Consider the following 25,301-nt stretch of genomic DNA (forward strand, 5'->3'; position numbering starts at 1 on the left):
CGCCCAAGAGCATGTTGACGGGCAGGCGGCTCGGCTGAGGCTCACCCTAGTCCTCCGGCAAGGCTTCGAGCCGGATCAACACGGCACGCCAAAAGCGCAGGTCTGCCGCCCGGTGCGCACGACGTGCTGACAGCGCACACCATGCGATCGCCTCTGCAGCGTCAGCGCCGAACAGGTCGCGTGCTGCGCTGGCTGTCAATGATCGCGGAAACGGGACCCCGTTTTTTCGTCCAAAAGGGACCCCTTTGACGGGCACGATGTGAGCGCTCGACCGGGTGGAGCTGGTCGAGTTTGCGCAGCCCGGTCGAGTGCGCCTGATTGGCCTTTCGGCTTTAGCTTTGAGAGCGGTTCTTGAAGCGCCAGCTGTCGTTGCCGGTCTCGATGATGTCGCAGTGATGGGTGAGCCGATCGAGCAGTGCCGTGGTCATCTTGGCGTCGCCGAAGACAGTCGGCCATTCGCCAAAGGTGAGATTGGTGGTGACGATCACCGATGTCTGCTCATAGAGCCGGCTGATGAGGTGGAACAGGAGCTGCCCGCCGGCCTGAGCGAAAGGCAGATAGCCAAGTTCATCGAGAATGACGAAGTCCAGGCGACACAGCCGATCGTTGAGCCGCCCCTGGCGCCCGGCCCGGGCCTCGGCCTCGAGCTGGTTGACGAGGTCGACGACGTTGAAGAAGCGGCCGCGCGCGCCGTCACGGATGCAGGCGCGGGCGATGGCGACGGCGAGATGGGTCTTGCCGGTTCCGGTGCCGCCGACGAGGACGGCGTTGCGCTGATGGGCGAGGAAGTTGCCGCCGGCCAGATCACGCACCAGCGTCTCGTTGATCGGTGTGCCGTCGAAGACGAAGTCCTCGATCTCCTTGGCCAGCGGCAGCTTGGCGATCGTCATCTGGTATTTGATCGAGCGCGCCTTCTTCTCGGATATCTCTGCATTGAGCAGGTCGGCGATGATGCGCTGCGGCTCGTGTTGGCGCTTCACGGCGGTTCGAATGATCTCGTCATAGGCCGCCTTCATGCCGAAGAGCTTCAGCGATCCCATGGTGGCGAGAATGTCGGTGCGGTCCATCATACGGCTCTCCTCAATTGATCGTATCGGCTGCAATCTGCCGTGGGTTCATGGTGAAGCTTGAGGCCGGCCGGCGTGGCCATAGTCGGTGGCCGCGCCGTCTCGCGTCGACGCGCCAGGATGTTGAGGATGACATCGGCCGAGCAGGCACCCTCACGCAACGCTTCTGCGCAGGCGGCTTCCACCGCCGGCATGCCGTCGCTCAGCACGGCCGACAGAATGCTCACCATCTGCCGGTCTCCGTCGTCAGAACGGGCAAGCTTGCGGCGTATCCGCTCCAGGCTGCTGGGCAGCATCCAGTCCTTGAAGGGCGCGCCGTTGCGCAGCGCGCCCGGCTTGCGGGCCAGAACCGGCACATAGTGCCAAGGGTCGTAGACGGTCTTGCCGCGGCCAAAGGCGCGGCGATGCTCGCCGACGATCACCCCATCCTGGCGGATCACGATCCGGTCGGCATAGGCCTGGATCTCCACCGGCCGGCCGAGCGCGCTGGCCATGACGGAGTATTTGTTGTTGTCGAAGCGCACCAGGCAGGTCTTCGACACCGAGGCCGGCACGGCGTGGAATCCATCGAAGTGGCCGGCATAGGGCACCAGGCTTGCCCGTTCAGCCTCGAAGGCTTCCCAGACCGTCTGCTCGGGCCGCTCGGAATGGCGATGCGCCTTGGCAAAGACGACGCACTGGTCGAGCAGCCAGGCGTTCAACTCCTCATAGTTCCTGAAGCGCAACCGCGGTGTGAAGAAGCGCCGGCGCACCAGCCCGACCTGGTTCTCAACCTGGCCCTTCTCCCAGCCCGAGGCCGGCGTGCAGGCGACCGGCTCGACAAGATAGTGGCTGCACATCTGCAGGAAGCGGCGGTTGAACTGGCGGTCCTTGCCGACGAAGACGGTCTCCACCGCCGTCTTCATGTTATCGTAGATGCCGCGCGTGCAGGTGCCCCGGAAGAAGGCAAACGCCCGGTCATGGGCATCGAACACCATCTCCTGCGTCTCGCGCGGATAGGCCCGCACGAACAGCATCCGACTGTGGCACAGCCGCACATGCGCAACCTTCACCGTGGTCGTCGCACCGCCCAGCACCACGATCTCGTGGCTCCAGTCGAACTGGTAGGCCTCGCCCGGTGCAAAGCTCAGCGGCACATAGGCGGCGACGGAGGTGCTGCCGCGCTTCTCTTTCCAGGCCTGCGCATGCCGCCAGACCGAACTGTAGCTGCCCTCATAGCCGAGGCCCCGAAGCTCTTCAAAAACCCGCATCAGGGTCAGCTGCTCACGCGATGGCTTCGCCGCATTGGCCGACAACAGCCGCTCCAGCTCATCCCGCCAGGCACCCATGCTTGGCATCGGCTGATGTTTGCGCTCGTAGCGAAACTCCGTCGCCTCCGAGCGCACTACCTTGCGCACCACTTTGCGCGAGACATTCAACTCGCGGCAAATCGCCTTGATGGGCTTCCCATGGACAAAATAGGCACGGCGTATCTTCGCGATCGTTTCCACAACCAACATCCAAAAACAAATGCCTCCGATGACAATCGGAGGCAGTCTGATGCCCCTGTGTCTCAGGGGTCCCTTTTGGATAAAAATTACCCCTCAAACGGGGTCCCTATTCCATGAAAAATCACAGTGCTGTGGCGGCACCCGTCCACGGCGCCGCGCAGCCAGTGCGCTATTCCCGCGCATCGGGCTGTGCACCCGATAGCCCGTAGAAGGGAGGAATCACACTGATGTTTCGCTTTCCCCTAAAGGAAGAAGATGGCTGGGGCGGGTTCAGCCGGCTGGAGCCGCGTTCTGCCGCGGGAGGTGCGTCGCGGGACAATGCCAGGTTCGTTGCGATCCTCGCTCCAGACGAAAGCTGGTCGGCGTTCGACTGCATCGCGGAATGTCCCGCCGAATTGAACGGGCAGTGCCTCATCGGCCTGTCGCGCGAGGGAGCCACCGCCACGGCGAAGCGGCTGAACGATCGCCTGCGACGGTTCGGTGGTTGGGAGACGGCGAGATGAACGAGCTGGTCGTCGCCGTCTCCCTCTGGCTCTCGGCTCTTTATGGGCTGCCTGAGATGGAGGCGCCTCCGCGCGTGCGTTTCCTGGAGCCGCGCCAGGTTGCGGCGGTGCGCTACGGCCGTGCCGACATCGTCCATGCCGACGAAGTGGTTGCCGTCTACGAGCCGCTGACGCGTACCATTGTCCTTTCGGACAGATGGCGCGCCGATGATGTCGCCGATCTGTCGGTGTTGGTCCACGAGCTGGTGCACCATCTCCAACGCCAGGTGGGTGCCGAGCATCGCTGCCCGGAGGAGGGCGAGGCGCTTGCCTACGAGGCGCAAGAGCGCTGGCTCGGCCAGTTCGGCACGTCGCTGGAAGCCGCCTTCGGAATCGACGCCTTCACACTCGCGATGCGGACCAAGTGCCTGTGGTGAGTGGATTGTTTTGGGCGATGATCTACTGCACGGACCAACGGCATGCCTTACCCGAATGTCCAGTCTGGAAGCTCCACCGCCAGAAGCTGCCGGTCGGCAAAACGGCCCCTGTTACCTCTCGAACATTCTTTCTTTGGCCAATTCTGGCTGAAGGAGAATAGAAATGGAGTGGGCTGGCCAGCCTGGAATGCCGGTCGCAAGGTCGGGGTGAAGATGCCCCTGAAACAGCGGCAGATATGGACGATCCGTTTTCTCCTCGACAGGGAAAGAGATCGGGCCGCTGGTCACTGGTCCGGAAACCTCGCCGCGATTCAGATCTTGTGGGGCACACCAAGATCGAGAACACGGACAGGTAGCCGGGTCGGACTAATTCGCCCAGCAGTGCTTCAGGAAGGTGGTTTGATCCCGGACCAGACGTTGTCGAATTGCCTCTTCATAGAAGTCAAAGTGAGTGCAAGGGTATATGAGGACTTCGGCATGCGGCGCGGCGTCGGCGATCTGTTGCCCGAGATGTGGCGGCGTGTGCTCGTCACGCTCAGCCAGGCAGACCAGGATCGGCATCCTCAGACGATGGGCGCTCTTGGAAGGCCGATACCAGATCGCCATGTCGAGGATGACGCGCGGAGCGACCTTGTTCTGCCAGTGCGTGCCCTGGAGCGAGGCGATGATCGCCTCCGCCCGGTCCGTCGCGATGACGGCGAGGTCATCTGAGCGCCCGACGACCGTTACATAGAGCGGCTGCAGGCCGAGCCATCCGCGAACACGATCCTTCACCGCAGCCCACAGGAGCGACAGGTTGTCTCGGGCCGATCGCCCCTCGACTTTGTCGGGAAATCCGTTGAAGGGCACCTGTGCCACCACGGCCGAGATTTCTTCGTCCTGTGCCGCCACTTCGACCACGTGCGCTCCGCTCAGTGAACTTCCCCAGATGGCTATGCGGTGGCGATCGATGGCCTCAAGGCCTCTCACAAACTCGATCGCGGCTCTCCAGTCTGCCTGCTGCTTGTGAATGTCGACGACCTGCCGCACCGCCCCGCCACTTTCGCCGAAGCCGCGATAGTCGAACGTGAAGGCTGCGATCCCATTGCCGGCGAAATTGCGTGCTGTGCGGGCGAGCGAGCCCTGCTGGGTGCCGCTGAACCCGTGCGCCATGATCACAACTGGATATGGCGCAGCGGTATTGGCCGGCTCATAGAGATGGCCGACGCATTCGGTTCCTTCGACGACGAACCTTATTGCTCTGGGTGCTAGCATGACTGTCTCCTTCGAGGCCCCGCGCCGGATTCAGTTGAACCCGGCCAGTGTCCTCGCCGCATAGCGGCGAACCTGGGGAAGCGAAGCTGCCGTCGCGATCAGCCTGTTGCGGGCCCATCTCGCCGTGGGATTGGCCATGGTGGCGACGCGGGTGAGGCGGTCGGTCATCTCCAGGACCTCGGCCGCGGCCGCTCGCCGCTCCGTTGCGTAGGCGTCGAGTGCAGAGCTGGATCCGGCGCGCAGAGCCTCGGCCAGGGCCTCGCTCAAAACCGCCGCATCGCGGAGCCCCAGATTCATCCCCTGACCGCCAGCCGGACTGTGGACATGAGCTGCGTCGCCGACGAGCAGCACCGGTCCCTTGCGAAGCCGCTCGGCAAGCTTGTGGTGAACCTGGAAGCGGGAGCCCCAGAGAACTTCGCCCACGCGCGGACCAGATCGCGGCCCGCGGGAATCGATCACCTTCTGGACATCTGCGATGGTCGGCACGGAGGGCGCGCCGGGCAGCTGCGCGACGACGCGGTAACGATCCCGCGACATAGGCGCGACGACGAGTGTTCCCGCTTCCGAGAAGAACAAGGTCACCTCGTCCTTGGCGATCGGCCACTCCATCCTGACGTCGGCCAGCAGGAAGGAGCCGTAGGAGTCCCCCGGAAACGCTATGCCGGCCTGGCCACGCACGCTGCTCTTCTCGCCATCGGCCCCCACGACGTAGCGTGCTTCGATCACCTTCTCGCCGGATCCGGTCGCGCACTTGGCCCGTACGCCGTCGTTGATAGCTTCGAAACCCGTGAGTCGCACAGGTCTTTGGATCGCATGACCCTGTGCGGACAAACGATCGATCAGGATCCGCTCGCTCTCATCCTGTGGAATCATGAGTGCATAGGGGGTGGGAGATGGAAGTCCCGCGAAATCAACATGGAGCAGAACTGAGTCCCGATCGCGGATCCTGAAGTTCGGTACCTTGATGCCCTGCTCGATGAGCAGATCCGCGACTCCGAGTTCTCTCAGGCTCTCCAGCGTCGCAGAATGGATTACAGCTGCGCGGGAGGTGTTCTGCGCCTCCGGCAGGGCGTCGACGATCAGGAAATCGACGCCGCGCTGCGCAAGCCCGATGGCCGTGGCCAGTCCCGCCGGACCGGCGCCGACGATGAGGACGTCCGTGGAGGTGACAGTCATTGCAAGAATCCTTCAGTTACTGTAAACACGTGTTTACTTAGCGATTGTGAGGCCGTAAGTCAACACGCATTTACATAGGAGCTTGCATATGGCGCGAGATGCTCAGGCGACGCGGGAGCGGCTTGTCATGGCCGCACGTAAAGCGTTCTCGATCCACGGCTTCGAGCGCACGACGGTCCGCGAGATAGCGGCCGACGCCGGTGTGAATCCGGCGCTGATCAACCGCTACTTCGGTGGTAAGGAGCAGTTGTTAGCTGAAGCCGTGTCGATCGACCTCGCGCTGCCGGACCTGTCGCAGGCGGATAGAAGCGAACTCGGAAAGACCCTTGTGGCCCATTTCTTTCAGCGCTGGGAGGGGCGGCAGGATGGCGATCTTCTGAGGGTTCTGATACGGACCGCGGCGACGAACCAGGACGCTGCCAGCCGCATCCGTACCATATTGGCGGACCAGGTCGGCACCATGGTTGCACGCGTGGCAGGCCCAGAACGCGCTCGCGAACGCGCCTGTCTGATCGCAACGCAGATTCTCGGCCTCGCCTATGCACGCTATGTCCTCGGCCTTTCGAGCGATGATCTGCCGCACGCCACAGCTCTGGTCATGATCGGCGGCACGCTCCAGCGCTACCTCGTCGAAGAACTGCCGTAGCGCCAGGACGCACCCCATCGCCTATTGGTTCGCAGAACGACATCTCGCGGTTTCTTGCGGTTGCCAGACCGTTTCGTCACGTCAAGAGGGCCGGCGGAAATGTCTGCCATCGTGGATGGTTATTCGATGCGGGCTGCAGCACATGTTTGCCGCTGGCATTGGCGGCCCGCATCGAAAACCTCCACGTATGGCGAACGGCAGCTATCCCATGATCATTTTCCAAAACCAGTCGGTCTGGAATCGTGAAGAGTTTCGGGCGCCGGCAGGCGTACGAAAGTCCCCGAGGAAGGAACCCGCGGGCCACAGTCAATGACCATGGGGATTTCGATTTTCAGCCGGTGTCGGCGGTGGCGCGACCGCCGTCGGGAATCACCGGGATGGATACGGACAGGCCGCTTCGTTGCGCCGCCGCGCGGTGTTGTCGGACCTGTGCGCGGAAAGGCGCGGCTCTGTCGGGCTCGCTGATCACGATAGACGCGCGTGGGTCTGCTGCCGGAGGCTGAATGCCTGCGGTGGTAGGTTGGATCATGGCATGCCGGGTCATGGAGCGTTTTCCCGGTTCGTCGCCGATGTGTCCGGCGGTCCGCGCGGCTGCCTCCATCGTTCGAATACCTCGATGACGACCATGCGTCCGCCACAGCAGGCGCATGGCGGCCGGAAGTCCTCCGGCTCGGCAGGGTTGTCGTCATCGGGCGGCGCGGCGACGTTCAGCAGTTCGCGCGCCAGCGCGAGGCTGGCCTTGCGGGCGGAGCCGGCGAGCAGGCCGTAGTGCCTGATGCGATGGAAGCCGCGCGGCAGGACATGCAGCAGGAAGCGGCGGATGAACTCGTCGGTGGCGAGCGTCATCACTTGCCGCCGCTCCGCACCGTCGACGTTACAAAACCCATAGTCCGCAACATCAGTAAATTCGAGCGTTTGAGTATTGACCGCTAGCGTTCTCAAACTCGTTGGGCGATTTGGTTCTTCACCGTGTTTTGGGTCTATGGCCATCAACGAGGGATCGAGGCCGTTTCCTTCGGTCGCCCAGCGGGATGGCACCTGCCGTCTAATCACCGCCAACTTTGACAGGCTGTTCATAAAGGCGGCGAAGAAGCTGGTGCCGGTCAACGTTGACAGCGCGCCAAAGCTCCCCGTTCCGAAGGCAGATCGCTGGGACAGTATTTTGCACTTGCACGGGCTTTTGCCGGCCAAGCCCAACAACCTAGAATAGGGCAACTTGGCCCTCACCTCTGCTGACTTTGGTGAAGCCTATGTAACCGATAGCTACTGCAGTCGCTTCATTGTGGAACTGCTGAGAAATTTTACGGTTGTTTTCATTGGATACAGCCTATCGCCGCCGTGGCAGCGGCCCTTCAAAAGTGCGAGCCGCCGGCGCCGGAGCCTCTTGTGAACGTTCGCTTTCGCAGGTTGGCCCCTGAACGCGGATGAGAACTGAACACCAGGGTCGGCCTTTACTGCTTCTGCCTTCGCGACCGCCCGAGCAGAGTGCCAACCCGGCAACACCTCGGCATCAAACCGAACCAGCTGCGTGCTGCTCGTCCGGCGCCTTGGGCAGGAAGCGGGCGAGGCGCTGGGTAATGCTGTCGATATAGGACAGGATCACCGGCACGATGACGAGCGTGAGGATGGTGGAACTGATCAGGCCGCCGATGACGGCATGGGCCATTGGCGCGCGCTGTGCGCCGCCGCCGCCCACGGCAAGCGCGAGGGGAAGCATGCCGAAGATCATGGCGAGCGTCGTCATGATGATCGGCCGGAAGCGGATGGCGCCGGCGTTGATCAGGGCCTCGCTGAGCGGCAAGCCGCGCTTGCGCTCCTGATTGGCGAAGTCCACCAGCAGGATGCCGTTCTTGGTGACGAGGCCCATCAGCATGATGAAGCCGATCAGTGAGAACATGTTGACCGTGCTGCCGGCGACGAGCAGCCCGAGAACCACGCCGATGAGCGACAACGGCAGGGCCGTCATGATGGCGATGGGCTGTGCAAAGCTCCCGAACTGCGAGGCGAGCACGATATAGATGAAGATAACCGCCATGGCGAGCGCGGTCGCCATGTGCCCCATCGTCTCCTGCATGTCCTCCGACTGGCCGCCGAACTGGATGCGGTACCCGGCAGGCAGGTCCTTCCCGGCGATGAGCGCCTGAAGGTCCGTGGTCACCTCGCCCAGCGTCCGGCCGTAGACATCGGCGCTCACCTTGACCTGGCGCGTCAGATCGAGGCGCTGGATCTCGGACGCCGTCGTCGCCGTATCGAAATCGGCAACCTGATCGAGACGGACCATGGTCGGCGCACCGCGCTCGTCGGTGCGGCCGGTCGCGATCATCAGTTCGCCGAGGGCGGCGGCGTCGGCGCGTTGCTCCTGCGGCAGGCGCACGACCACGTCGTAGGTCTTGCCGGTGCTGTCCGTCCAGCTCGTCACCTCCTCACCGCCGACCAGCGCATTGAGCATCGTGCCCAGCTGCTGGATATTGATGCCGAGATCGCTTGCCGCCTCCTGTTTTAGCCGCACGGAAAGCACCGTGCTCGGTTCTTCGGCCGTCGTCGTGACATCGACGGTGCCGGGCACCTGGCGCATCTCCGCGGCGAGTTCCTTGGCAATGCGCTCCAGCACGGCCCGGTCATCGCCCATCACGCTGATCTGGATGGGGCTCTGGCCGCCGCCGAGGCCTTCCTGCACCACTGCGATGTCGATGCCTGCAATCGCCGACAGCCTTTCGCGGACGGGTTGGGCCAATGTGACCGGAGTGCGCTGCCGCTCCTCATGCGGCACGAGCTCGGCCAGGACGGTCGCCTTGTGCTTGCCCGCACCCGTGCCGGTATTGATTGTGGAATAGATGGATTCGACCTCCGGAAACTCCTTCAGCGCACGCTCGACCTGGCTGAGTTTGGCCGTAGTATAATCGAGCGACGAGCCAACCGGGGCGGTGATATTGACCTGCATGCGTCCCTGATCCGCCGGCGGAACGAACTCCACGCCGACGAGCGGGACCATGAACACGCTTCCGACGAAAATCCCGATTGTTGTGATCAGGGTAATCAGGCGGTGCCGAAGGGTCCAGGAAATCACATGGCGATAAACGCCGCCTAGCTTCTCGAAGCCACGGTCGAACTGCGCGACAAGGCGGCCGGCCAGGCCCCTCCTGGCATTCGGCTGCGCGTCTGGATCGTACCAGACGCTGGAGAGCATCGGATCGAGCGTGAAGCTGACGAAGAGCGAGATGAGTACCGCCGCCGAGACCGTGACTCCGAACTCGTAGAAGAAGCGGCCGACGATGCCTTCCATGAAGGCGACCGGCAGGAAGACCGCTACGATGGTGGCCGTGGTTGCCATCACGGCGAGACCGATCTCGCCGGTGCCGTCGAGGGCCGCCCGGATGTGCGACTTGCCCATGTGCAGGTGGCGCGTGATGTTCTCGCGCACGACGATGGCGTCGTCGATGAGGATGCCGATGGAGAGCGTGAGCGCGAGCAGGCTCATCGTGTTGAGCGTGAAGCCGAGGAAGCTGATGACGGCGAGCGTGCCGATCATCGAGATCGGCAGCGTCAGCGCAGTGATCACGGTGCTGCGCCAGGAATTAAGGAACAGGAAGACGATGGCGACGGCCAGCGCCGCGCCTTCGATCAGGGTGGACTGCACCTGCTCAACCGACTCCTCGATGGCGATGGATGAATCGCTGACCACGCGCAGCTGCACGTCCTGCGGTGCCAGCTCCGCCTCAAGTGCCGCGATGCGCGCCTTGACGCCGTCTGCGACCTCTACCGTGTTGGCGTCCTGCACCTTGACCACATTGACCGCCAGCGCCGTCTCGCCATTGTAGATCGCGCGGCTGGTCGCGTCGGCAGCACCTTCGACGATGGTCGCGACATCGCGCAAATAAACCGGGCCTCCGCCTCGGCGGGCGACGATCATGTCGAGAAAATCTGCGGGCTCGGAAATCCGGCCCTGGACCTGGATGGTCCTGTCCGAAAGCGCGGTGACCAGATTGCCGGCAGGCAGGTTCTGGTTGCCGCTGCGCAGGGCGCTGACAACCTCGTCCACGCCGACGCCGATGGCGCGCAACCTGGTCTCGTCGATCCGGATATCCACCTGCCGGCTCTGCCCGCCGACGAGCATGGCCTCGCCGACGCCGGAGATCGTGCTGAGCTCCTTCACGACCTGCCTCTCGGCAATCGTCGTCAGCTCCGGCAGGCCTACGGTCGGCGAACTCAGGGCGATCGAGATAATCGGCTGATCGGACGGGTTGAAGCGCTGGACGAGAGGCTTATCGACGCCGCTGGGAAACGAGGCTTCCAAAGGAGCGACGCTGTCGCGCACGTCCTGGGCGGCTGCGGCGGCCGGCACTTCGAGCTTGAACTCGGCAACGACAAGCGACCGGCCTTCATAAGAGCTGGACGTCACCCGGTCGATGCCGCTGATGGTGTTCAACGCCTCCTCGACCGGTCGCGACACTTCCGTCTCCACCGTCTCAGGCGTGGCGCCGGGATAAGTCGTCATCACGACGACCACCGGCACGTCGACATCGGGATATTGGTCGACTCCGAGCCGCTGGTAGGAGAAAAGACCGAACACCACCAGCGCCACCATCATCATGGTAGCGAAGACGGGATAGCCTACGGAAATGCGCGTAAGAAACATGATCTTTATCCGGCAGTCGAAATGGTGACAGGCATGTCGGCCTGAAGCTCCGGCAGGGGCGCGCTGACAATGATGTCTCCGGCCACGATGCCGCTGGTGATCTCTACGAAGCGCCCGCCGCTCCAGATCGGGCCTAGCTCGACCGGTTGGCGGACCAGCTTGCCGTTCGTGATCTTCAGCACGTGCTGACCCTCCTCATCGTTGCGCAGTGCCGCTTGCGGGATGGCGAGCACATTCTCCTCCTGGCGGACAAGGATGGAGCCGGTCGCGAACATGCCGCCCCAAAGGCGGCCTTCGGTATTCTCCAGCCGGATGAACACGGGGACGAAGCGCGTTCCTGCATTGGCGACCGGGTTGATGCGGTCCACCGTGCCGAGGATGGTGGTATCCTCCAGCCCGTCAACCTGCAGCTTGGCCATCTGGTCGACCTCGAGACGCGTGATGTCGCGCGTCGAGACCAGCACTTCGGCTTCGAGCACCGAGGCGTCCACCACCGTCATGAGCTCCGTATTGGCGGCGACGGTCTCGCCGGGCTCGATCGACCGGCTCGCGACGACGCCGTTGAAAGGCGCCACGAGCACGGCGTCGCGCAACGCGGTGCGCGCCGTTTCGGACTGGGCCGAAAGGCCCTGCACATTGGCGCGGGCGGCGGCCACGTCGCTCTGCGCCTTCTCGAGCGCTGCCGTGGTGGCATAGCCACGCTCGGCCAGGCGCTTCGTCTTCTTAAGGGTCTGCTCGGCAAGAGTGAGCTGAGCTCGGGCGGCTTCAAGGTTGCTCTCCTGCTGCACCAGGGCCGACTGGAGGTCTTCCGTCTCCAAGCGGGCGAGAACGTCACCGCTCTTGATGGCCTGGCCCGGCCGCGCATTGACCTCGAGCACGGTTCCCGAGACTTTCGCCGTGACGACCGCCCTGTTCACTGGGCGCAGCTCGCCGCTGACGCGAACCCGCTCGCTCATGGCGCGCGGCTCCACCGTGGCGACTTCGATCTGTGCGAGTTCGCGATACTGGGGCGCCAGAGTTCCCGCCTCGACCGGCTCAGGGGTCCGCCCTCCTGCCCCGTAAATGACGGTGCCGACAGCCGCTGTGGCAAGCACGGCGGCTATTCCAAGTCGTTTCGGCCATTTTGGCCCCATCTTTTATCTCCTTCGTTCAGTACAAAATGAACTTCGCTGCATGCGGATTTGACCCCTCAGGGTCATTTCGATCTCGTCAGGTCAGGCTACGTTCTGCTCTTCCAGTATTGCCTCAGCCTCGGCCAGGCCGCGCTCCAGGCCCTCAGCGGCCTTGTGCGCACAAGTTGCGGCCACAGTCAGGCGACGCTTGGCGTGGCCCATGTGATCGGGAAGCTGTTCTGCGGTGCTTCGGTAATACTCGCCGGACCACCTCAATTTCGCGACTTGCTTGCGGAAGAGGCTGACCAGCCCCTCCGGCGCGATGCGGTAATAGTCTTGCCGGTCGCCCGGCTTTGCCACCCGCTCGATCAATCCGAGATCGTCGAGCAGGCGCGCATTTGTGCTGATGCTGCCCCGGCTGACCTGGAGACGATCGGCCAATTCGCCGAAGCTGAAGGGACCACCCTCGATAAGCAGAAGCCCGAACAGACGACCGGCAATGCGCGGCATTTGCTGGTCCTGGAACCTTAGGCCCATTGTCTCGATAAAGTCTTGCACAGGGTGCTCGCGCTCAGTCATGCCTATCATATAGTTCAGTCAGATTGTTTTGTCAAAAATGAACACAACGATTGCCGCGGTTTCTTTGACGATATTCGTTTCGGCGCCGGCTGCCTCCAGTATTTGTCGATTGCCTTTCAGGCACCGATCTCATGCGCCGCCATCGATTCAAGCGCCCGGATCAGCGCCGAATGATCCAGCTCGCCATGGCCCTGCGCCGCGCAGGCGTTGAAGATCTCCTGGGCAAGCGCGGTCGAGGGCAACGACATCTTGAGGCTGCGGGCGGCCTTGAGCGCGTTGTTGATATCCTTCTGATGCAGCGAAATGCGGAATCCCGGCTCGAAGGTCCGGTCGATCATGCGCTGGCCGTGCATCTCCAGGATCTTCGACGAGGCGAGACCGCCCATCAGCGCCGCACGCACCTTTGCCGGGTCGGCCCCCGCCTTCGATGCGAAGAGCAGGCCTTCCGACACCGCGCCGATGGTCAATGCGACGATGATCTGGTTGGCAACCTTTGCCGTCTGCCCGTCACCGACGCCGCCGACGAGATTGATGTTCTTGCCCATCACTTCGAGAATCGGCAACACCCTGTCGAAATCCTTCTGCCCTCCGCCGACCATGATGGAAAGCGACGCCGCCTTGGCACCGGCCTCACCGCCGGAGACGGGGGCGTCGAGATAGGCGCAATCCAGCGCGGCGATGCGGCTGGCGAACCCCCGGGTGGCCACCGGTGAGATGGAGCTCATGTCGATCACCGTCTTGCCCGCGCTCAAGCCCTGGGCCACGCCCTGCTCACCAAACAGCACGGCCTCAACATCCGGCGTATCCGGCACCATGAGGATGACAATGTCAGCCGCTTCGGCGACCGCTTTAGGGGATCCCGCTGCGTGCCCCCCCAACTCTACCAGATGACGGGACCTTTCCTTCACGCGATAGAGATGAACGCTGTGGTCTGCCGTGATCAGATGCTCCGCCATAGGCTGTCCCATGACCCCCAGGCCGATAAAGCCGATATTCATGCCGATCCTATCCTTTCATGGTGAGTACTTGCCGACCGCAGCCGGATGGCACACCGCGTCAGCCTTTCGACCACAGATCCTCTTCGCTGATCCGGTTGAGCATCTCCTGCCCGGCACGGTAGCGGTGCAAATTGTCGATGATCATGTTCAGCGAGCGCTCGGAGCGGTCCGGCAGAGCAGCGGTGAAATGCGGTGTGATGAGAAGGTTGGGCGTGTCCCACAACGGATGATCCGCAGGCAGCGGCTCCGGTGTCGTCACGTCGAGCCCCGCGCCCGCAATGCTGCCCTCCGTCAAGGCCGCGATTAGCGCGTCCTGATCGATCACCGCACCGCGCGACAGGTTAATGAGAACGGCGGAGCGCTTCATCCGGGCCAGTTGCTCGGCCCCGATCAGGTGATGCGTGGCATCAGACAGATTTATCACCAGAGCGACGATGTCGGACTGTTCCAGGAGATCGTCGATCCCTTCGCCCAGATCGCTGCAATACATCCGGTCCACGCCTTCGGGCGCCGGCACATTGCGGCGCCGGTAGCCCAGGACCCTCATGTTGAATGCCTTGGCCCGCACGGCCAGTGCCTGGCCGGTGTGGCCCATGCCGATGACGCCCATGGTGCGTCCGTACAGCGCGCGCAAGTCCGCCATCTCCGGAACGCGCCGCCATTCGTGCCGCTTTTGTGCCTCGTAGAAATCCGGGTAGCGCGAGCACAGCAGGAGCGAGAACATCATCACGTGTTCGGCCAGGGCCGGGCCGGAGCGCCCTGCGGAGCCGGTGACGATCAGACCCTTCTCGAAAACCTCCGGCCGGGCCGACTTTGTCAGCCCGGCATGGTCGCAGTGGACCCATCTGAGCCGGGGCGCATTGACGAACCGCTCATCAAGGTCCCCCTTCAGAATGGCGACCTCCGCCTCCTCAAGGGCCGCTGCAACCGCAACATCATCACCGGTATCGACCTTGATGATCCGGCCGGGCGCCAAGGCCGCCTCCAGACGCGCCCACTGATCGCCATCGAAGGGAAGGTCGCTGGAAACAAGGGCTGCCGTGTCTGTCATATGCTGCGCTGTCCTGTCTTGTTCCGCGTCACATCGGGCACGGCCATTTTCGCCCGAACTGTCGTTGAAGGCCTCGAAGCCGCTGGACGCAAAATCCGGCGCCGACCGTCCAGATTGCACGGCCTTCGCGGCTCGCAACGGCTGTTAATTTCGCACACAATCAATATTACATTAATGTGTGATTCTCAAGCAGAAACGAATAGTCGGCCCGGTTATTGCAGCAGTAACACCTTGAAAAAATTGGCAAATCCGGACTCCGCAATACCGCCCGTGCCTACCGCGCTCAGAGCATTGCCGATGGCCCCGGTTCTGGAGCTTTTCGAAAGAGATTTGCCCCCGGAGGGGCAGTGCCGGATGGCCCTAGTCCGCCTTCTTGAGACGCTTCCTGCGCAGACGATCCTGAAAGGCCGTCTGGGTGTTCATGAGGTGCTCCTCGATGGCGCGCGCGGCCTCTTCCGTTTCTCCGTTTTCCACCGCCTCGACTATGCGCCAATGCTCCGCGATGGATCGGCGCATCTGGGCAAGGTTCAGCGGATCGGACTTCGACAATGCCTGCAGCCATCTGTCATGTTTCCGGATGATCGCCACGGCTTCGCTGTTGAAATGATGGTCCACAATGAAATCATGAAACGCGACGTTGGCTTTGTGGTAGGCGGCATAGTCGCCCTTATGAACCGCCTCTTCGCACTGCTCCTGATGGCGCCGCAGTTCGGCGATCTCGTCGGGCGTTGCAGACTCGACGAAGGATTTGACGATATAGGCCCAAAGAATGATCTTCAGGTCGAAGACATTCTGAAGCATGTCCTCGTTGATCTCGCGCACACTGGCACCGCGATTGGGCATGATCGTGACCAGGCCCTCGCCTTCGAGCACCTGAAGCGCTTCCCGCGCGGGGTTCGTACTGGTTCCATACCGCTTGGCGATGTCGGACACCTTCAGCCGGTCCCCGGCCTTCACGCGCCCACCGAAGATCTCTTCGCGGATCAGGTGCGCGATGCGGCTGTAGCCCGGCTCACGAACCTTCTTGGCTTTCGGCCGGGGTTTCAACGTCGCCTGAGAATTCTTGGCTATTTGATCCATCTTGTTCCTCTTGCTGGCCGAGATCCTCTCACAGCCAGAGCCGCATCGGGCCGCACGTCACGAATATAGTACATCATCCTGCGCATCCAGTGGTCGTTCTTTCCTTGTCGAGAAGAAACTGGAGCCAACCATCATGGGAAGCGCACCGCCAAAGGCCTGCCGGGCGATCTCAACGCTCATCTTGCCTGATCCGGTGGTAGAAATACGAACTGTCCTTGGCCCTAAGCCACGCCTCATATGCCGCGCGATTGTCCTCCTTGGTGCAAGGGTAGAGGCCAATGATCGTGGCGCCCTCCGCCACCCGCTCGGCCACAAATTCCTCAAAGGCGGTCATCTCGATGCATTCGTCGGCGATGTCGTCGGCAATTTCCGCAGGAACAACGATGACACAGTCCGCATCGCCGACGATGATGTCGCCGGGGAAGACCGGCGCGTCGCCGCAGCCGACCGGTTCGTTGATGGCGATGGCCTCGTTATTGGTCAGGTTCGTCGGGCTCGAGGGACGCGTGTGATAGGCCGGGATGGCAAGACCTGCGATCGCCGCGGCGTCGCGAAAACCGCCATCGGTCACCACGCCGGCCCCGCCACGTTTCATCAGCCGGGTGACGAGAATATCACCGGCAGACGCCGCATTCGCCTGCTTCCGGCTGTCCATGACGAGCACATGGCCCTCCGGGCAGGTCTCAATCGCAACACGCTGCAGGTGCTCTGGATTGCGAAAGACCTCGATGTTGTTGCGGTCTTCGCGGGCGGGCATGTAGCGCAGGGTAAAGGCGGGGCCGACCATATTGCGGCCCTTCCACCCAATGGGGTGAACGCCCTGGATCACCTGGTGGCGCAGGCCACGCTTGAAGAGGGCTGTGGCAATCGTCGCAACGGATATGTGCATGAGCTTTTCGCGGGTGCTTTCATTCATTGTCGATTCCTTGATGCTTCCGGGAGTGTCAAAGCGCGGCCGCCAGAACCCAACTCGGCGAGGGGCCAACCTGCAGCTGCGCCACAGGGTCGAGCGCACCGTCCTGTCCGACCCGATAGGTCCGGGCTTCGCCGCTTTTTTCACCCAATGCGATAAGGTGGCGGCCCGAAGCGTCGAACCCGAAGGCGCGGGGGCATTCCGGCGCAGGTTCTGCACAAACCAACTGCATCTCCCGGCTCCCGCCGAGGCGATAGCCGAAGACCTGCGATGTCTTTCGCTCCGATGCGTAGAGGAAGCGCTCCCCTGGGCTGAGGCGCAGTTCGGCGGCCCAGGCCTTCTCGCCTTCCGGCAGAAGATCGACGCTCTGCCTCGGCGTGAGCAAGCCCGTCTCCGGCCCCACATCGAAGAGGGTCAACGTGCCCGAGAATTCGGACAAAAGGTATCCCGACTTCCCGTCCGCAGAAAAAACGATATGCCGCGGACCGGAGCCTGCCGGCACCGCTCGGCGGGCGATCGGCCGCAAGCTGCTTCGCGCTTCGTCGAATGCGTAGATCTGGATGAAGTCACCGCGGAGACTGGTAGCGTAGACCAGCCCGTTCGGCGCCTCGACCAGACAATGCGCATGCATCGCTTCCTCGACCATGAGCGGCTCGCCGGCCCTGCCTTCGCCATCCACCGGGCTGATGGCAATCGTGCTGCCCGTATAGGAGGAGGTCAGTAGGCGTCGCCCGCAAGAAGACAGCATCGCGTAGCACATGCTGGCGGGCAAGCTGGCTTCTGATAGAAATTTCAGCCGGAGGGCATGGCTGTCGAGTTCGAAGCTGAACAGCCTCGGTTCCTCGCCACGCCAGGCCGCGTAGAACCTGTCGCCCTTTCGGTTGGTCGCCAAAGGCATGCCGCCGCAGCCACCCTCGGCACCAGGCAGGCACACCTTCTCAAGCAGTGCGAGCGCGCCCGTCGCCGTGTCGAGTTCGCAGAGCGCCAGAGCCCCCTCCCCTGCGAGCGCGAGAACGAGAAGATTCTTCCCATGGGGGCGTGTGCTATCGGTCGGGTGCACGGCTGTACCTAATCCCCTTCCGTCCGCTTCAACCTCAGGCGGGCACGGCGACGAAGGCGCGTCTGGAAATATACGCATTCTCCAAAGGTACCGGGCTCATAGGCGTTCTCGTTCGTCGGCATGTCGGCCACGTTGCGGTCGCTGGGATACTTCCCAATCTCTTCCTCGATCAGCTCTACGCCCAGGCCGGGCGCCTCAGGTACGCGCAGGGTGCCGTTCTCCGATTTCAAGACCGGCGACACGACCTCGTAGCGCCCAGGCCAATCGAACTCGACACGCTCTAGCATCAGCACGTTCGGGATGGTGGCCAGAATATGGAGCGCAGCGAATTCCGCCACCGGACCGAGCGAGCCGGAATGCGGCGCCATGGTGATGTAGTGGGACTCGGCCATCGCCGCCATCTTGCGCATCTGGGTGATCCCTCCGGCACGGCCGGTGTCGGGCTGGATCACGTCGACCAGGTCGCGCTCGACATAAGGGCGAATTCCCCAGATCGTGCTGACCCGCTCGCCCGCCGCAAGCGGAATGTCCACCGCATCGCGCACCCGCTGCAAGGCATCCAGGTTCTCCGGCGCGACCGGATCTTCGTAGAAAAGCAGGTCCAGCTTCTCCAGCTCGCGCCCGACCAGGATCGCGTCGCCGGCGGTCATCCAGGACGGCCCATGGGCGTCCACCATCAGGTCGACGTCCGACCCAACTGCATCGCGGATCGACGAAACCAAATCGAGATCGACGCCACCGGTAAAGCCGACCTTCACCGCGCTGTAGCCCCGGTCCATCAGTTCCCGCGCGCGCTGGGGCGTCTTGGCATGTCCGTATACGGGAATCATGTCGCGGAACTTGCCTCCGAGCAGGTTCCAGATCGGTTGGCCGAGCACCTTGCCCTTGATGTCCCAAAGCGCCATCTCGATGCCGGTCAGGGCGCCGCCGCCGACCGTGCCAGTCATGCCATGGCCCATCGTGCCTACATAGAGGCGGTGCCACAGCCGATCGATGTCGCGCGGGTCTTCACCGACCAAAATGGTGGCAAGGTCCTGTACCGCTCGCTCGATCACACGCGGCCAGCCGGAACACTCACCGACACCGCATATTCCTTCATCCGTTTCGATCTTCACGAACAGCCAGTTGCGCGAGCCGCGAAACGATCCGTCGCCGGCGGGCATGCCCGGACGCGCTCCGACCTGCATCAGATAGGTCTTGATTTCGGTTATCTTCATGGGACGTCCCTCAGGCGCTTTCGCGGTAGCGAACGCGTTGTTTTTGTCCCCGCACCCGCGGGTCGGCCACCGGTACGGCGGAAAGCAAAGACTGGGTGTATTCGTGCCGTGGCGCGGTACAGACCGCCTCGGTCTCCCCGGTTTCGACGATACGGCCTCGATACATCACGGCGATGCGATCGCAGAAGTATCGGATAACCGCGATGTCGTGGCTGATCAGGATGAAACTCAGGTGGAGTCGTTCCTGAAGATCGAGGAGCAAGTCGAGGATCTGCGTCCGCAGACTCACATCGAGGGCCGAGGTCGCTTCGTCGGCGATGATGATGCGCGGATTCGGCGCAATCGCCCGTGCGATGGACACGCGTTGCCGCTGCCCGCCCGAGAACGCATGCGGATATCGCATATAGGCCGACACGGGAAGCCCAACCAGTTCAAGCAATTCATGGACGCGTTCGCGGATCTCGCGCCCCGAAAGCCTACCTTCGACGACGAGAGGCTCGGCGATGATCTGGCCAATCGTCATGCGCGGATTGAGCGAGGAAAACGGATCCTGGAACACGGTTCGGATGTCGCGCCAGGGCTGCGCCAGCTGATCCTCCGTCATGGGGGCCAGGTCGCGCACGCGCCCGGCATCATCGGTGTAGAGGATCCTGCCCTCGGTGACATCGTGCACGCGCTGCAAGCACCGGCCGAGTGTCGTCTTGCCCGAACCGCTTTCGCCGACGATGCCGAGATTCTCGCCGGTTCGAAGCTCCAGATCGGCCTCGTTGACGGCAATGAGACCCTTCCTTTCGCCGAAGAACCAACTCTTCTTGCTCGCGCCGAAGACCTTGCTCACACCTTCCGACACCAGACAGGGCGCGCCCACCGGCCGGGTCTGGCGCATGGCCAGCCGCCGTCCGGACGGGTGGTCAAGCTCCCGGACGGAGCGGAGCAGTCGTTGCGTGTAATGGTGCTTGGGATCCTCGAATATCTCGTAGACATCTCCCGTCTCAACCACCTTGCCGAATCTCATCACGGCTATTTCGTCCGCGATTTCGGCCACCACGCCCATGTCGTGGGTGATGAACATGACCGCCATATCGCTCTCGTCCTGGATCGATCGGATCAGATCCAGGATCTCCGCCTGTATCGTGACATCGAGCGCCGTGGTCGGCTCATCGGCGATCAGCACCGTCGGATTGCAGGCCAGCGCCATGGCGATCATCGCGCGTTGCCGCATGCCGCCGGAGAACTCGAAGGGGAATTGATCGATGGCCCTTTCCGGGCGCGGGATCTCCACCTTGCGAAGCAGTTCGAGGGTCCGCTCACGCGCGTCTTTCTTCGAGACGTTCTCATGCAGGCGGATCGCCTCGCCGACCTGATCGCCGATCCGGTGAACCGGCGACAGCGAGCTCATCGGCTCTTGAAAGATCATGGCGATGTCACGTCCGCGCAGGCTGCGGATGGCCGATGACTTGGGATTGAGCTGCAGCAGGTCGACGGTCTCTTCCCCGGCACCGGCACGCGCCGTGCGATGCCGGTGCAGCAGCGCTTGCCCGCCCGTCACACGGCCGGGCGGATCGACGATCTGCAGGATCGAGCGCGACATCACGCTCTTGCCCGACCCGCTTTCACCAACCACGCAAAGCGTTTTCCCGGCGTGCAGTGCGAGCGAGACGTCGTCCACCGCGCGAAAGGCGCCTCGTTTGGTCACGAACTCCGTGGTCAGGTTCTTGAGTTCCAGAACAGGTGCGTTGCCTTTGATTTTCATGGCTTTGTTGCTCATTAGTGACTGTCCTGCGCATAGGGATCGGCCGCGTCGCGCAGGCCATCGCCCAGGAAATTCAGGGCGAGTACGGCAAGGCATACCGCCGCGCCAGGGACGAAGAGCCATGGCGCCTGGGCAATGGACCGGACGTTCTGCGCTTCCTTCAGAAGCACGCCCCATGAGATGATCGGCGGCGTCAGGCCGAGCCCCAGGAAGGACAGCGATGTCTCCGCGATGATCATCACCGGGATCGCCAGAGTCACGGAGGCGATGATGTGGCTTACCATGGACGGCATCATGTGCCGGAAGATCACCCGTCGCCGCGAGCAACCGTCCAGGCGGGCCGCTGTGACGAAATCTTCGGTGCGCAGGGCCAGGAACCGGCCCCTGACCACACGCGCGAGTTCCGTCCACGCAACCAGTGAAAGGATGACGGTGATTGCGAAATACCGCGACAGCGGTGACCAGTCCTGAGGCAGCGCGGCGCTCAAGCCCAGCCAGATCGGAATCGTCGGCAGAGAGATCACCAGTTCAACGATCCGCTGGATCAACATGTCGACGCCACCGCCGAAGTAACCGGAAATGCCGCCCAGGATCAGGCCCAGCAGGAGACTGAGACTCACGCCGATAAGACCGATGGACATGGATATCCGCGTTCCGTAGATCGTCCGGCTCAGCATGTCGCGCCCCAGACGGTCTGCCCCAAACAGGTAGAAGCGCTCATCGGGGTCTTCCGTCGTCAAGAAATGGCGCTCCATGGGGATAATGCCCCAGAGCTCGTAGGGAACGCCCTTGCCGAAGAAATCCAGATAGATCTTGTGATCGGGGTTTTCGGTGTAGGTGGTCTGAAGCGTGAATGGATCACGCTCCATCGTCATCCCGATAACGTGGGGGCTGAAGGACCACCCCCCTTCGGCGCCCCGGTCGATCAGGCGAACCATCTGTGGCGGATGATAGATGTTTTCCGATGAGCTCGCATTCGGGTCGAATGGAGCGAGGAACTCGGCAAATGCGCCCACGAGGTAGAACAGAAGGACGATGATCGCACCGGTCATGGCCAGGCGATGCCGGCGGAATGCGATCCAGATCAGACGCCATTGAGAAGCGAAGTCTTCCGGCGATTGCGTCAAGGCACGGGGGTCGATTTCAGTTTCAGCAGTCATTTGGGTCACCGAAAACGAATGCGCGGGTCGATCACCGCAAGCAGGATGTCAGACACGAGCATCCCCACGATTGACAGACAGCAGAGCAGAAGGATGAAAGCGCCCGCCAGATACATGTCCTGCGCCAGGAGCGCCTGGAGCATCAGCGGTCCCGAGGTCGGCAGCGACAGCACGAAGGCTGTAATGACGGCGCCCGATATCAGCTGCGGAAAGGCCCAGCCGATGGTCGAGATGAAGGGATTTATCGCGATCCGCACCGGATATTTCATGATCAGCCGAAACTCGGACAGGCCCTTTGCACGGGCCGTTGTCACATAGGGCCGGTACAACTCATCCAGCAGGTTGGCGCGCATGATGCGGACGAGACTTGCCGTCGCGCTGGTGCCGAGGATGATGACCGGGATCCAGATATGTGCCGCAAGGTCGCCGATCTTCGCCAGAGACCAGGGTGCATCCTGGTATTGCTCCGAGAAAAGCCCTGAAACATCTGCGCCGAAGTAGACCACGGCAACATACATCAGCACGAGCGCGAAGAGGAAGTTCGGCGTGGCAAGCCCGATGAAACCGACCGCGGTAAAGAAATAATCGCCGATCGAGTACTTCCGGACGGCCGAGTAGATCCCGATGGGAAGTGCCACCGCCCAGGTGAACATCAACGTCGCCAGTGCCAGGGTGACGGACAGCGCCATGCGCTCCCAGATCAGCTGGCCCACCGGCTGCTGCCATTCGAAGGAAATCCCGAAGTCGCCCTGAAGGACACCACCGATCCAATGGAAGTACTGGACGAGGAAGGGCCGATCGAACCCATAGCGTTCGCGAAGCGCATCCAGCCTGGCTTCATCCACAATATCACCGGATTGGGCAAGGGTCGCAGCGAAGGACGTAAGGTAATCGCCAGGAGGCGCGGTGATCAGCGCGAATGCAATGAGCGAGACCGCGAACATGAACGGGATCGTCCAGAGTATCCGGCGCGCGATGTAGGCAAGTAGCATCAAGACACTCCCGCAAGGATATTTCTTCGGTCGCCCCGGGACCGCGCAGGTCGACTATTTGCGACACATCGCGGGGCTTGGCGAGTGGTGATCAGCATAGGGCAACCGCCGGATGCGCAAGTCTTCCGCTCATCCCGGAGGGCTATGTCCTCCTCGGTCCCGAAAGTGACGGGTCGCACCATTGCCGGGCCGGGTTGGTGGAAGGGCGCGGCGCCACCGCTCCGGTGACGCCGCAGAAGTTGACCTAGCCGTCTTTCCAGAACCAAGTCTGTGGCAGGGTCGGCGAGGGTGTCGCGTAGTACCAGGAACTCGGCATCTTCTCCGGCACGTTCATCAGGTCGTTCTTTACGATGCCATAGGTCGGAATGGCCTTGGCCACGCCGATCACCTCGAACTCGTCGGCCGCAATCTGAGCGATCTCAAGCATGGTCTGGCGCCGCTCTTCCGGATCGGTCAGGCCGCGCGCCTTGTCATAGAGCCGCAGACGTTCCTTGACCGACTCCGGCGGCTCTTCGCCATTCTCGCCACCGCTCAGGTACCAGTCACGCCAGGCGATGCCGTAGCGGCTGTCGTGGTGCACCGGGACCAGCATCTGCGGAATCTGACCCGCAACCCAGCTCTGCTTGGCGTTCCACACCGCGGCATCGTGGTCGTTGCTGTTGGAGGTCCGCTCGTAAAAGAACGTTCGCTCCATCGGGTTAATTTCCATATCCACGCCCAACTCGGCCCATTGCTGCTCGATCTGTTGCAGAGCATCCACCCAGACCGGATCGAAGGTCGGGATGACGTCGACCTGGAAGCGCACCGGCTCGCCATTCGGCATCTGGCGCACGCCGTCAGGCTCGCGTTCGAGGCCCAGGCCGTCCAGCAGCGCATTCGCCTTCTCGGGATCATGTTCGAGGAACTGCTTCGCAGTCTGCTCGTGGTAGTACGGGTGATCCTCGAACGGCCCGTGCTGCCACGGCTCACCCTCGCCCAGCATCACCGTGTCGATGATCTCCTGGCGATCCATGCCGACGGAGAGCGCGACCCGGAAGTCCTTCTTGTTGAACAGCTCCCGCAGATCGGGGTCCTTGTGGGTGAGGTTCAGGGTGATGACCATGTTGCTGCCGCCCGGCGGCTCCGCCGCGAAAAAGCGGTAATCACCCTTCTCACGGTTTTCTGCCAGAACAGGCCGGTTTGCCGGCGGATCAATGTGCCGGAGGCCGAAATCGATCCGCCCGCCGATCACGGCGAGGATGAGGCTCTCCACGTCCTGATCGATCGGCGCAACGATCCGGTCGATATAGGGCAACTGGTTGCCCTCGGTGTCGATCTGCCAGAAATAGGGATTGCGCTCCATCACCACGCGCGTGGCGCCGCCGACATAAGGCTCCTTCACGACCCAGGGATCCAGCGTCGGGCGCTCCGGATTGCCCCAGCGGGCCGGGATTTCGAGGTCACCGCATTTCTGCAGGAACAGGTTCTGCCAGTCGGTGGCGCCATTCGCCTCGATCAGTTCCTGCACATCGTCGTTGAAGCTCGGGTGAAACTGCGAACAGTAATGCTTGGCGTAAAGCACCGGATGCTGCCCCAGCGGGCTGGCAAGTTCCGCCAGGAAGTCGCCATAAGGCTCCTTGAAGGTGAAGCGTACGGTATAGTCATCCACCTTCTCGACCTGCAACGGCTCACCACCCGACGTGTAGCGTGGCGGCGTAGGCGCGAACTCCTCATTCAGCACAAGGTCGTTGATGTTGAACAGCACATCGTCCGCCGTGAACGGCTTGCCATCCGACCACTTCATCCCGTCGCGGAGATAGAAAGTGAACACGCGACCGTCGTCTTCAACCTCGAAACGCTCGGCCACGTTGGGCACGATCTCGGTGTACTCGGGATCCCAGCGCACGAGGCCCTGAGGACCGATGACGCGCAGAATGTGGTTGTGGTCGGAACTTCCCCGCAGGCCAATCCGAAGGTCGCCACCATAGGTTCCGATCGCGTTCAGCGGCTCCACCACCTCAGGCTCGTCGCCAACGCGCTCCGCCACGGGAGGCAGGCTGCCCGCCTCCACCATTTCCGCAAGCGCCGGAGCCTGGCCGGTCGCCTCCTGTGCGCCCGCTGACAGCGCAAGCAACGGCAAAATCGCGGCGCCCAGCATAAGTCCGGCAGTCGGGCGCCTCACCGGTCGGGGCGCGACTCCTTCAATATCTCGTATCATG

General features: G+C 62.7%; 21 protein-coding genes. 3 read left to right on the top strand and 18 right to left on the bottom strand.

The features are described 5' to 3' along the window. Positions 1-332 precede the first annotated feature (332 nt). Positions 333-1,070, bottom strand: a complete 738-nt coding sequence (gene istB / locus NTH_RS04370; protein WP_422392347.1) for an IS21-like element helper ATPase IstB — start codon at positions 1,068-1,070, stop codon at positions 333-335. Then, positions 1,067-2,566 (bottom strand): IS21 family transposase, encoded by a 1,500-nt coding sequence (istA, locus tag NTH_RS04375; RefSeq protein ID WP_338528863.1) that lies wholly within the window; start codon positions 2,564-2,566, stop codon positions 1,067-1,069. Before istA ends, istB begins: the two co-directional genes overlap by 4 nt. A 218-nt stretch (positions 2,567-2,784) precedes the next feature. Between istA and NTH_RS04380 the strand changes: the two genes are divergently transcribed. Further along, entirely contained in the window at positions 2,785-3,060 is a 276-nt protein-coding gene (locus NTH_RS04380) for a hypothetical protein (protein ID WP_338528864.1), read from the top strand. Beyond that, positions 3,057-3,476: a DUF6647 family protein gene (locus NTH_RS04385; RefSeq protein ID WP_338528865.1), complete on the top strand. Its 420-nt coding sequence runs from the start codon at positions 3,057-3,059 to the stop codon at positions 3,474-3,476. The genes NTH_RS04380 and NTH_RS04385 overlap by 4 nt, the downstream gene beginning before the upstream one ends. Positions 3,477-3,842: 366 nt before the next feature. Here NTH_RS04385 and NTH_RS04395 read toward each other — a convergent pair whose 3' ends face one another. Both NTH_RS04395 and NTH_RS04400 read right to left on the bottom strand, forming a co-directional pair. Continuing rightward, positions 3,843-4,730, bottom strand: coding sequence for an alpha/beta hydrolase (locus tag NTH_RS04395; RefSeq protein ID WP_338528866.1), 888 nt, complete (start codon positions 4,728-4,730; stop codon positions 3,843-3,845). A gap of 30 nt (positions 4,731-4,760) precedes the next feature. Next, a complete protein-coding gene (locus NTH_RS04400) occupies positions 4,761-5,906 on the bottom strand; it encodes an FAD-dependent oxidoreductase (protein WP_338528867.1) in 1,146 nt (381 codons plus the stop codon). 127 nt (positions 5,907-6,033) lie between these two features. Between NTH_RS04400 and NTH_RS04405 the strand changes: the two genes are divergently transcribed. Next, entirely contained in the window at positions 6,034-6,552 is a 519-nt protein-coding gene (locus tag NTH_RS04405; protein ID WP_338528868.1) for a TetR family transcriptional regulator, read from the top strand. 540 nt (positions 6,553-7,092) lie between these two features. On the opposite strand, the gene NTH_RS04410 is transcribed toward NTH_RS04405, so the two are convergent. From NTH_RS04410 to NTH_RS04475, 14 genes are all read right to left on the bottom strand, one after another. Continuing rightward, positions 7,093-7,629, bottom strand: coding sequence for a transposase (locus NTH_RS04410; protein WP_338531806.1), 537 nt, complete (start codon positions 7,627-7,629; stop codon positions 7,093-7,095). Between the two features lie 433 nt (positions 7,630-8,062). Beyond that, on the bottom strand, positions 8,063-11,188 hold the full coding sequence (locus NTH_RS04415; protein WP_338528869.1) for an efflux RND transporter permease subunit: 3,126 nt from the start codon (positions 11,186-11,188) through the stop codon (positions 8,063-8,065). 5 nt (positions 11,189-11,193) lie between these two features. Next, positions 11,194-12,321: an efflux RND transporter periplasmic adaptor subunit gene (locus NTH_RS04420; RefSeq protein WP_338528870.1), complete on the bottom strand. Its 1,128-nt coding sequence runs from the start codon at positions 12,319-12,321 to the stop codon at positions 11,194-11,196. An 81-nt stretch (positions 12,322-12,402) separates the two neighbouring features. After that, positions 12,403-12,810 carry a GbsR/MarR family transcriptional regulator gene (locus NTH_RS04425; protein ID WP_338528871.1) on the bottom strand — a complete coding sequence of 136 codons (408 nt, stop codon included), beginning with the start codon at positions 12,808-12,810 and terminating at the stop codon, positions 12,403-12,405. Positions 12,811-12,995: 185 nt separating this feature from the next. Further along, positions 12,996-13,877 (bottom strand): 2-hydroxy-3-oxopropionate reductase, encoded by an 882-nt coding sequence (locus tag NTH_RS04430; RefSeq protein ID WP_338528872.1) that lies wholly within the window; start codon positions 13,875-13,877, stop codon positions 12,996-12,998. Positions 13,878-13,935: 58 nt separating this feature from the next. Further along, positions 13,936-14,928 (bottom strand): D-2-hydroxyacid dehydrogenase, encoded by a 993-nt coding sequence (locus NTH_RS04435; protein WP_338528873.1) that lies wholly within the window; start codon positions 14,926-14,928, stop codon positions 13,936-13,938. A 360-nt stretch (positions 14,929-15,288) separates the two neighbouring features. After that, positions 15,289-16,008 (bottom strand): GntR family transcriptional regulator, encoded by a 720-nt coding sequence (locus NTH_RS04440; RefSeq protein WP_338528874.1) that lies wholly within the window; start codon positions 16,006-16,008, stop codon positions 15,289-15,291. A 169-nt stretch (positions 16,009-16,177) separates the two neighbouring features. Further along, positions 16,178-16,924: a ribonuclease activity regulator RraA gene (locus NTH_RS04445; RefSeq protein ID WP_338528875.1), complete on the bottom strand. Its 747-nt coding sequence runs from the start codon at positions 16,922-16,924 to the stop codon at positions 16,178-16,180. 28 nt (positions 16,925-16,952) lie between these two features. Further along, a complete protein-coding gene (locus NTH_RS04450; RefSeq protein WP_338528876.1) occupies positions 16,953-17,981 on the bottom strand; it encodes a lactonase family protein in 1,029 nt (342 codons plus the stop codon). Positions 17,982-17,989: 8 nt separating this feature from the next. Continuing rightward, positions 17,990-19,198, bottom strand: coding sequence for a mandelate racemase/muconate lactonizing enzyme family protein (locus tag NTH_RS04455; RefSeq protein WP_338528877.1), 1,209 nt, complete (start codon positions 19,196-19,198; stop codon positions 17,990-17,992). Positions 19,199-19,208: 10 nt separating this feature from the next. Next, positions 19,209-20,966 (bottom strand): dipeptide ABC transporter ATP-binding protein, encoded by a 1,758-nt coding sequence (locus NTH_RS04460; protein WP_338528878.1) that lies wholly within the window; start codon positions 20,964-20,966, stop codon positions 19,209-19,211. Continuing rightward, on the bottom strand, positions 20,966-22,111 hold the full coding sequence (locus NTH_RS04465; RefSeq protein ID WP_338528879.1) for an ABC transporter permease: 1,146 nt from the start codon (positions 22,109-22,111) through the stop codon (positions 20,966-20,968). The genes NTH_RS04460 and NTH_RS04465 overlap by 1 nt, the downstream gene beginning before the upstream one ends. A gap of 5 nt (positions 22,112-22,116) precedes the next feature. After that, a complete protein-coding gene (locus NTH_RS04470; protein ID WP_338528880.1) occupies positions 22,117-23,103 on the bottom strand; it encodes an ABC transporter permease in 987 nt (328 codons plus the stop codon). 244 nt (positions 23,104-23,347) lie between these two features. Next, a complete protein-coding gene (locus tag NTH_RS04475; RefSeq protein WP_422392422.1) occupies positions 23,348-25,300 on the bottom strand; it encodes an ABC transporter substrate-binding protein in 1,953 nt (650 codons plus the stop codon). Position 25,301 lies beyond the last annotated feature (1 nt).

This window comes from Nitratireductor thuwali (assembly GCF_036621415.1).
GTDB lineage: Bacteria > Pseudomonadota > Alphaproteobacteria > Rhizobiales > Rhizobiaceae > Chelativorans > Chelativorans thuwali.

Excerpts from the sequence above, each read along its gene's own strand:
- NTH_RS04460 (WP_338528878.1), bottom strand. The coding sequence starts at position 20,966 with ATGAGCAACAAAGCCATGAAAATCAAAGGCAACGCACCTGTTCTGGAA.
- NTH_RS04380 (WP_338528864.1), top strand. The coding sequence starts at position 2,785 with ATGTTTCGCTTTCCCCTAAAGGAAGAAGATGGCTGGGGCGGGTTCAGC.
- NTH_RS04420 (WP_338528870.1), bottom strand. The coding sequence starts at position 12,321 with ATGGGGCCAAAATGGCCGAAACGACTTGGAATAGCCGCCGTGCTTGCC.
- NTH_RS04475 (WP_422392422.1), bottom strand. The coding sequence starts at position 25,300 with ATGATACGAGATATTGAAGGAGTCGCGCCCCGACCGGTGAGGCGCCCG.
- NTH_RS04415 (WP_338528869.1), bottom strand. The coding sequence starts at position 11,188 with ATGTTTCTTACGCGCATTTCCGTAGGCTATCCCGTCTTCGCTACCATG.
- NTH_RS04425 (WP_338528871.1), bottom strand. The coding sequence starts at position 12,810 with ATGCCGCGCATTGCCGGTCGTCTGTTCGGGCTTCTGCTTATCGAGGGT.
- NTH_RS04400 (WP_338528867.1), bottom strand. The coding sequence starts at position 5,906 with ATGACTGTCACCTCCACGGACGTCCTCATCGTCGGCGCCGGTCCGGCG.
- NTH_RS04430 (WP_338528872.1), bottom strand. The coding sequence starts at position 13,877 with ATGAATATCGGCTTTATCGGCCTGGGGGTCATGGGACAGCCTATGGCG.
- NTH_RS04445 (WP_338528875.1), bottom strand. The coding sequence starts at position 16,924 with ATGAATGAAAGCACCCGCGAAAAGCTCATGCACATATCCGTTGCGACG.
- istB (WP_422392347.1), bottom strand. The coding sequence starts at position 1,070 with ATGATGGACCGCACCGACATTCTCGCCACCATGGGATCGCTGAAGCTC.
- NTH_RS04405 (WP_338528868.1), top strand. The coding sequence starts at position 6,034 with ATGGCCGCACGTAAAGCGTTCTCGATCCACGGCTTCGAGCGCACGACG.
- NTH_RS04455 (WP_338528877.1), bottom strand. The coding sequence starts at position 19,198 with ATGAAGATAACCGAAATCAAGACCTATCTGATGCAGGTCGGAGCGCGT.
- NTH_RS04435 (WP_338528873.1), bottom strand. The coding sequence starts at position 14,928 with ATGACAGACACGGCAGCCCTTGTTTCCAGCGACCTTCCCTTCGATGGC.
- NTH_RS04410 (WP_338531806.1), bottom strand. The coding sequence starts at position 7,629 with ATGAACAGCCTGTCAAAGTTGGCGGTGATTAGACGGCAGGTGCCATCC.
- istA (WP_338528863.1), bottom strand. The coding sequence starts at position 2,566 with ATGTTGGTTGTGGAAACGATCGCGAAGATACGCCGTGCCTATTTTGTC.
- NTH_RS04465 (WP_338528879.1), bottom strand. The coding sequence starts at position 22,111 with ATGACTGCTGAAACTGAAATCGACCCCCGTGCCTTGACGCAATCGCCG.
- NTH_RS04385 (WP_338528865.1), top strand. The coding sequence starts at position 3,057 with ATGAACGAGCTGGTCGTCGCCGTCTCCCTCTGGCTCTCGGCTCTTTAT.
- NTH_RS04440 (WP_338528874.1), bottom strand. The coding sequence starts at position 16,008 with ATGGATCAAATAGCCAAGAATTCTCAGGCGACGTTGAAACCCCGGCCG.
- NTH_RS04470 (WP_338528880.1), bottom strand. The coding sequence starts at position 23,103 with ATGCTACTTGCCTACATCGCGCGCCGGATACTCTGGACGATCCCGTTC.
- NTH_RS04395 (WP_338528866.1), bottom strand. The coding sequence starts at position 4,730 with ATGCTAGCACCCAGAGCAATAAGGTTCGTCGTCGAAGGAACCGAATGC.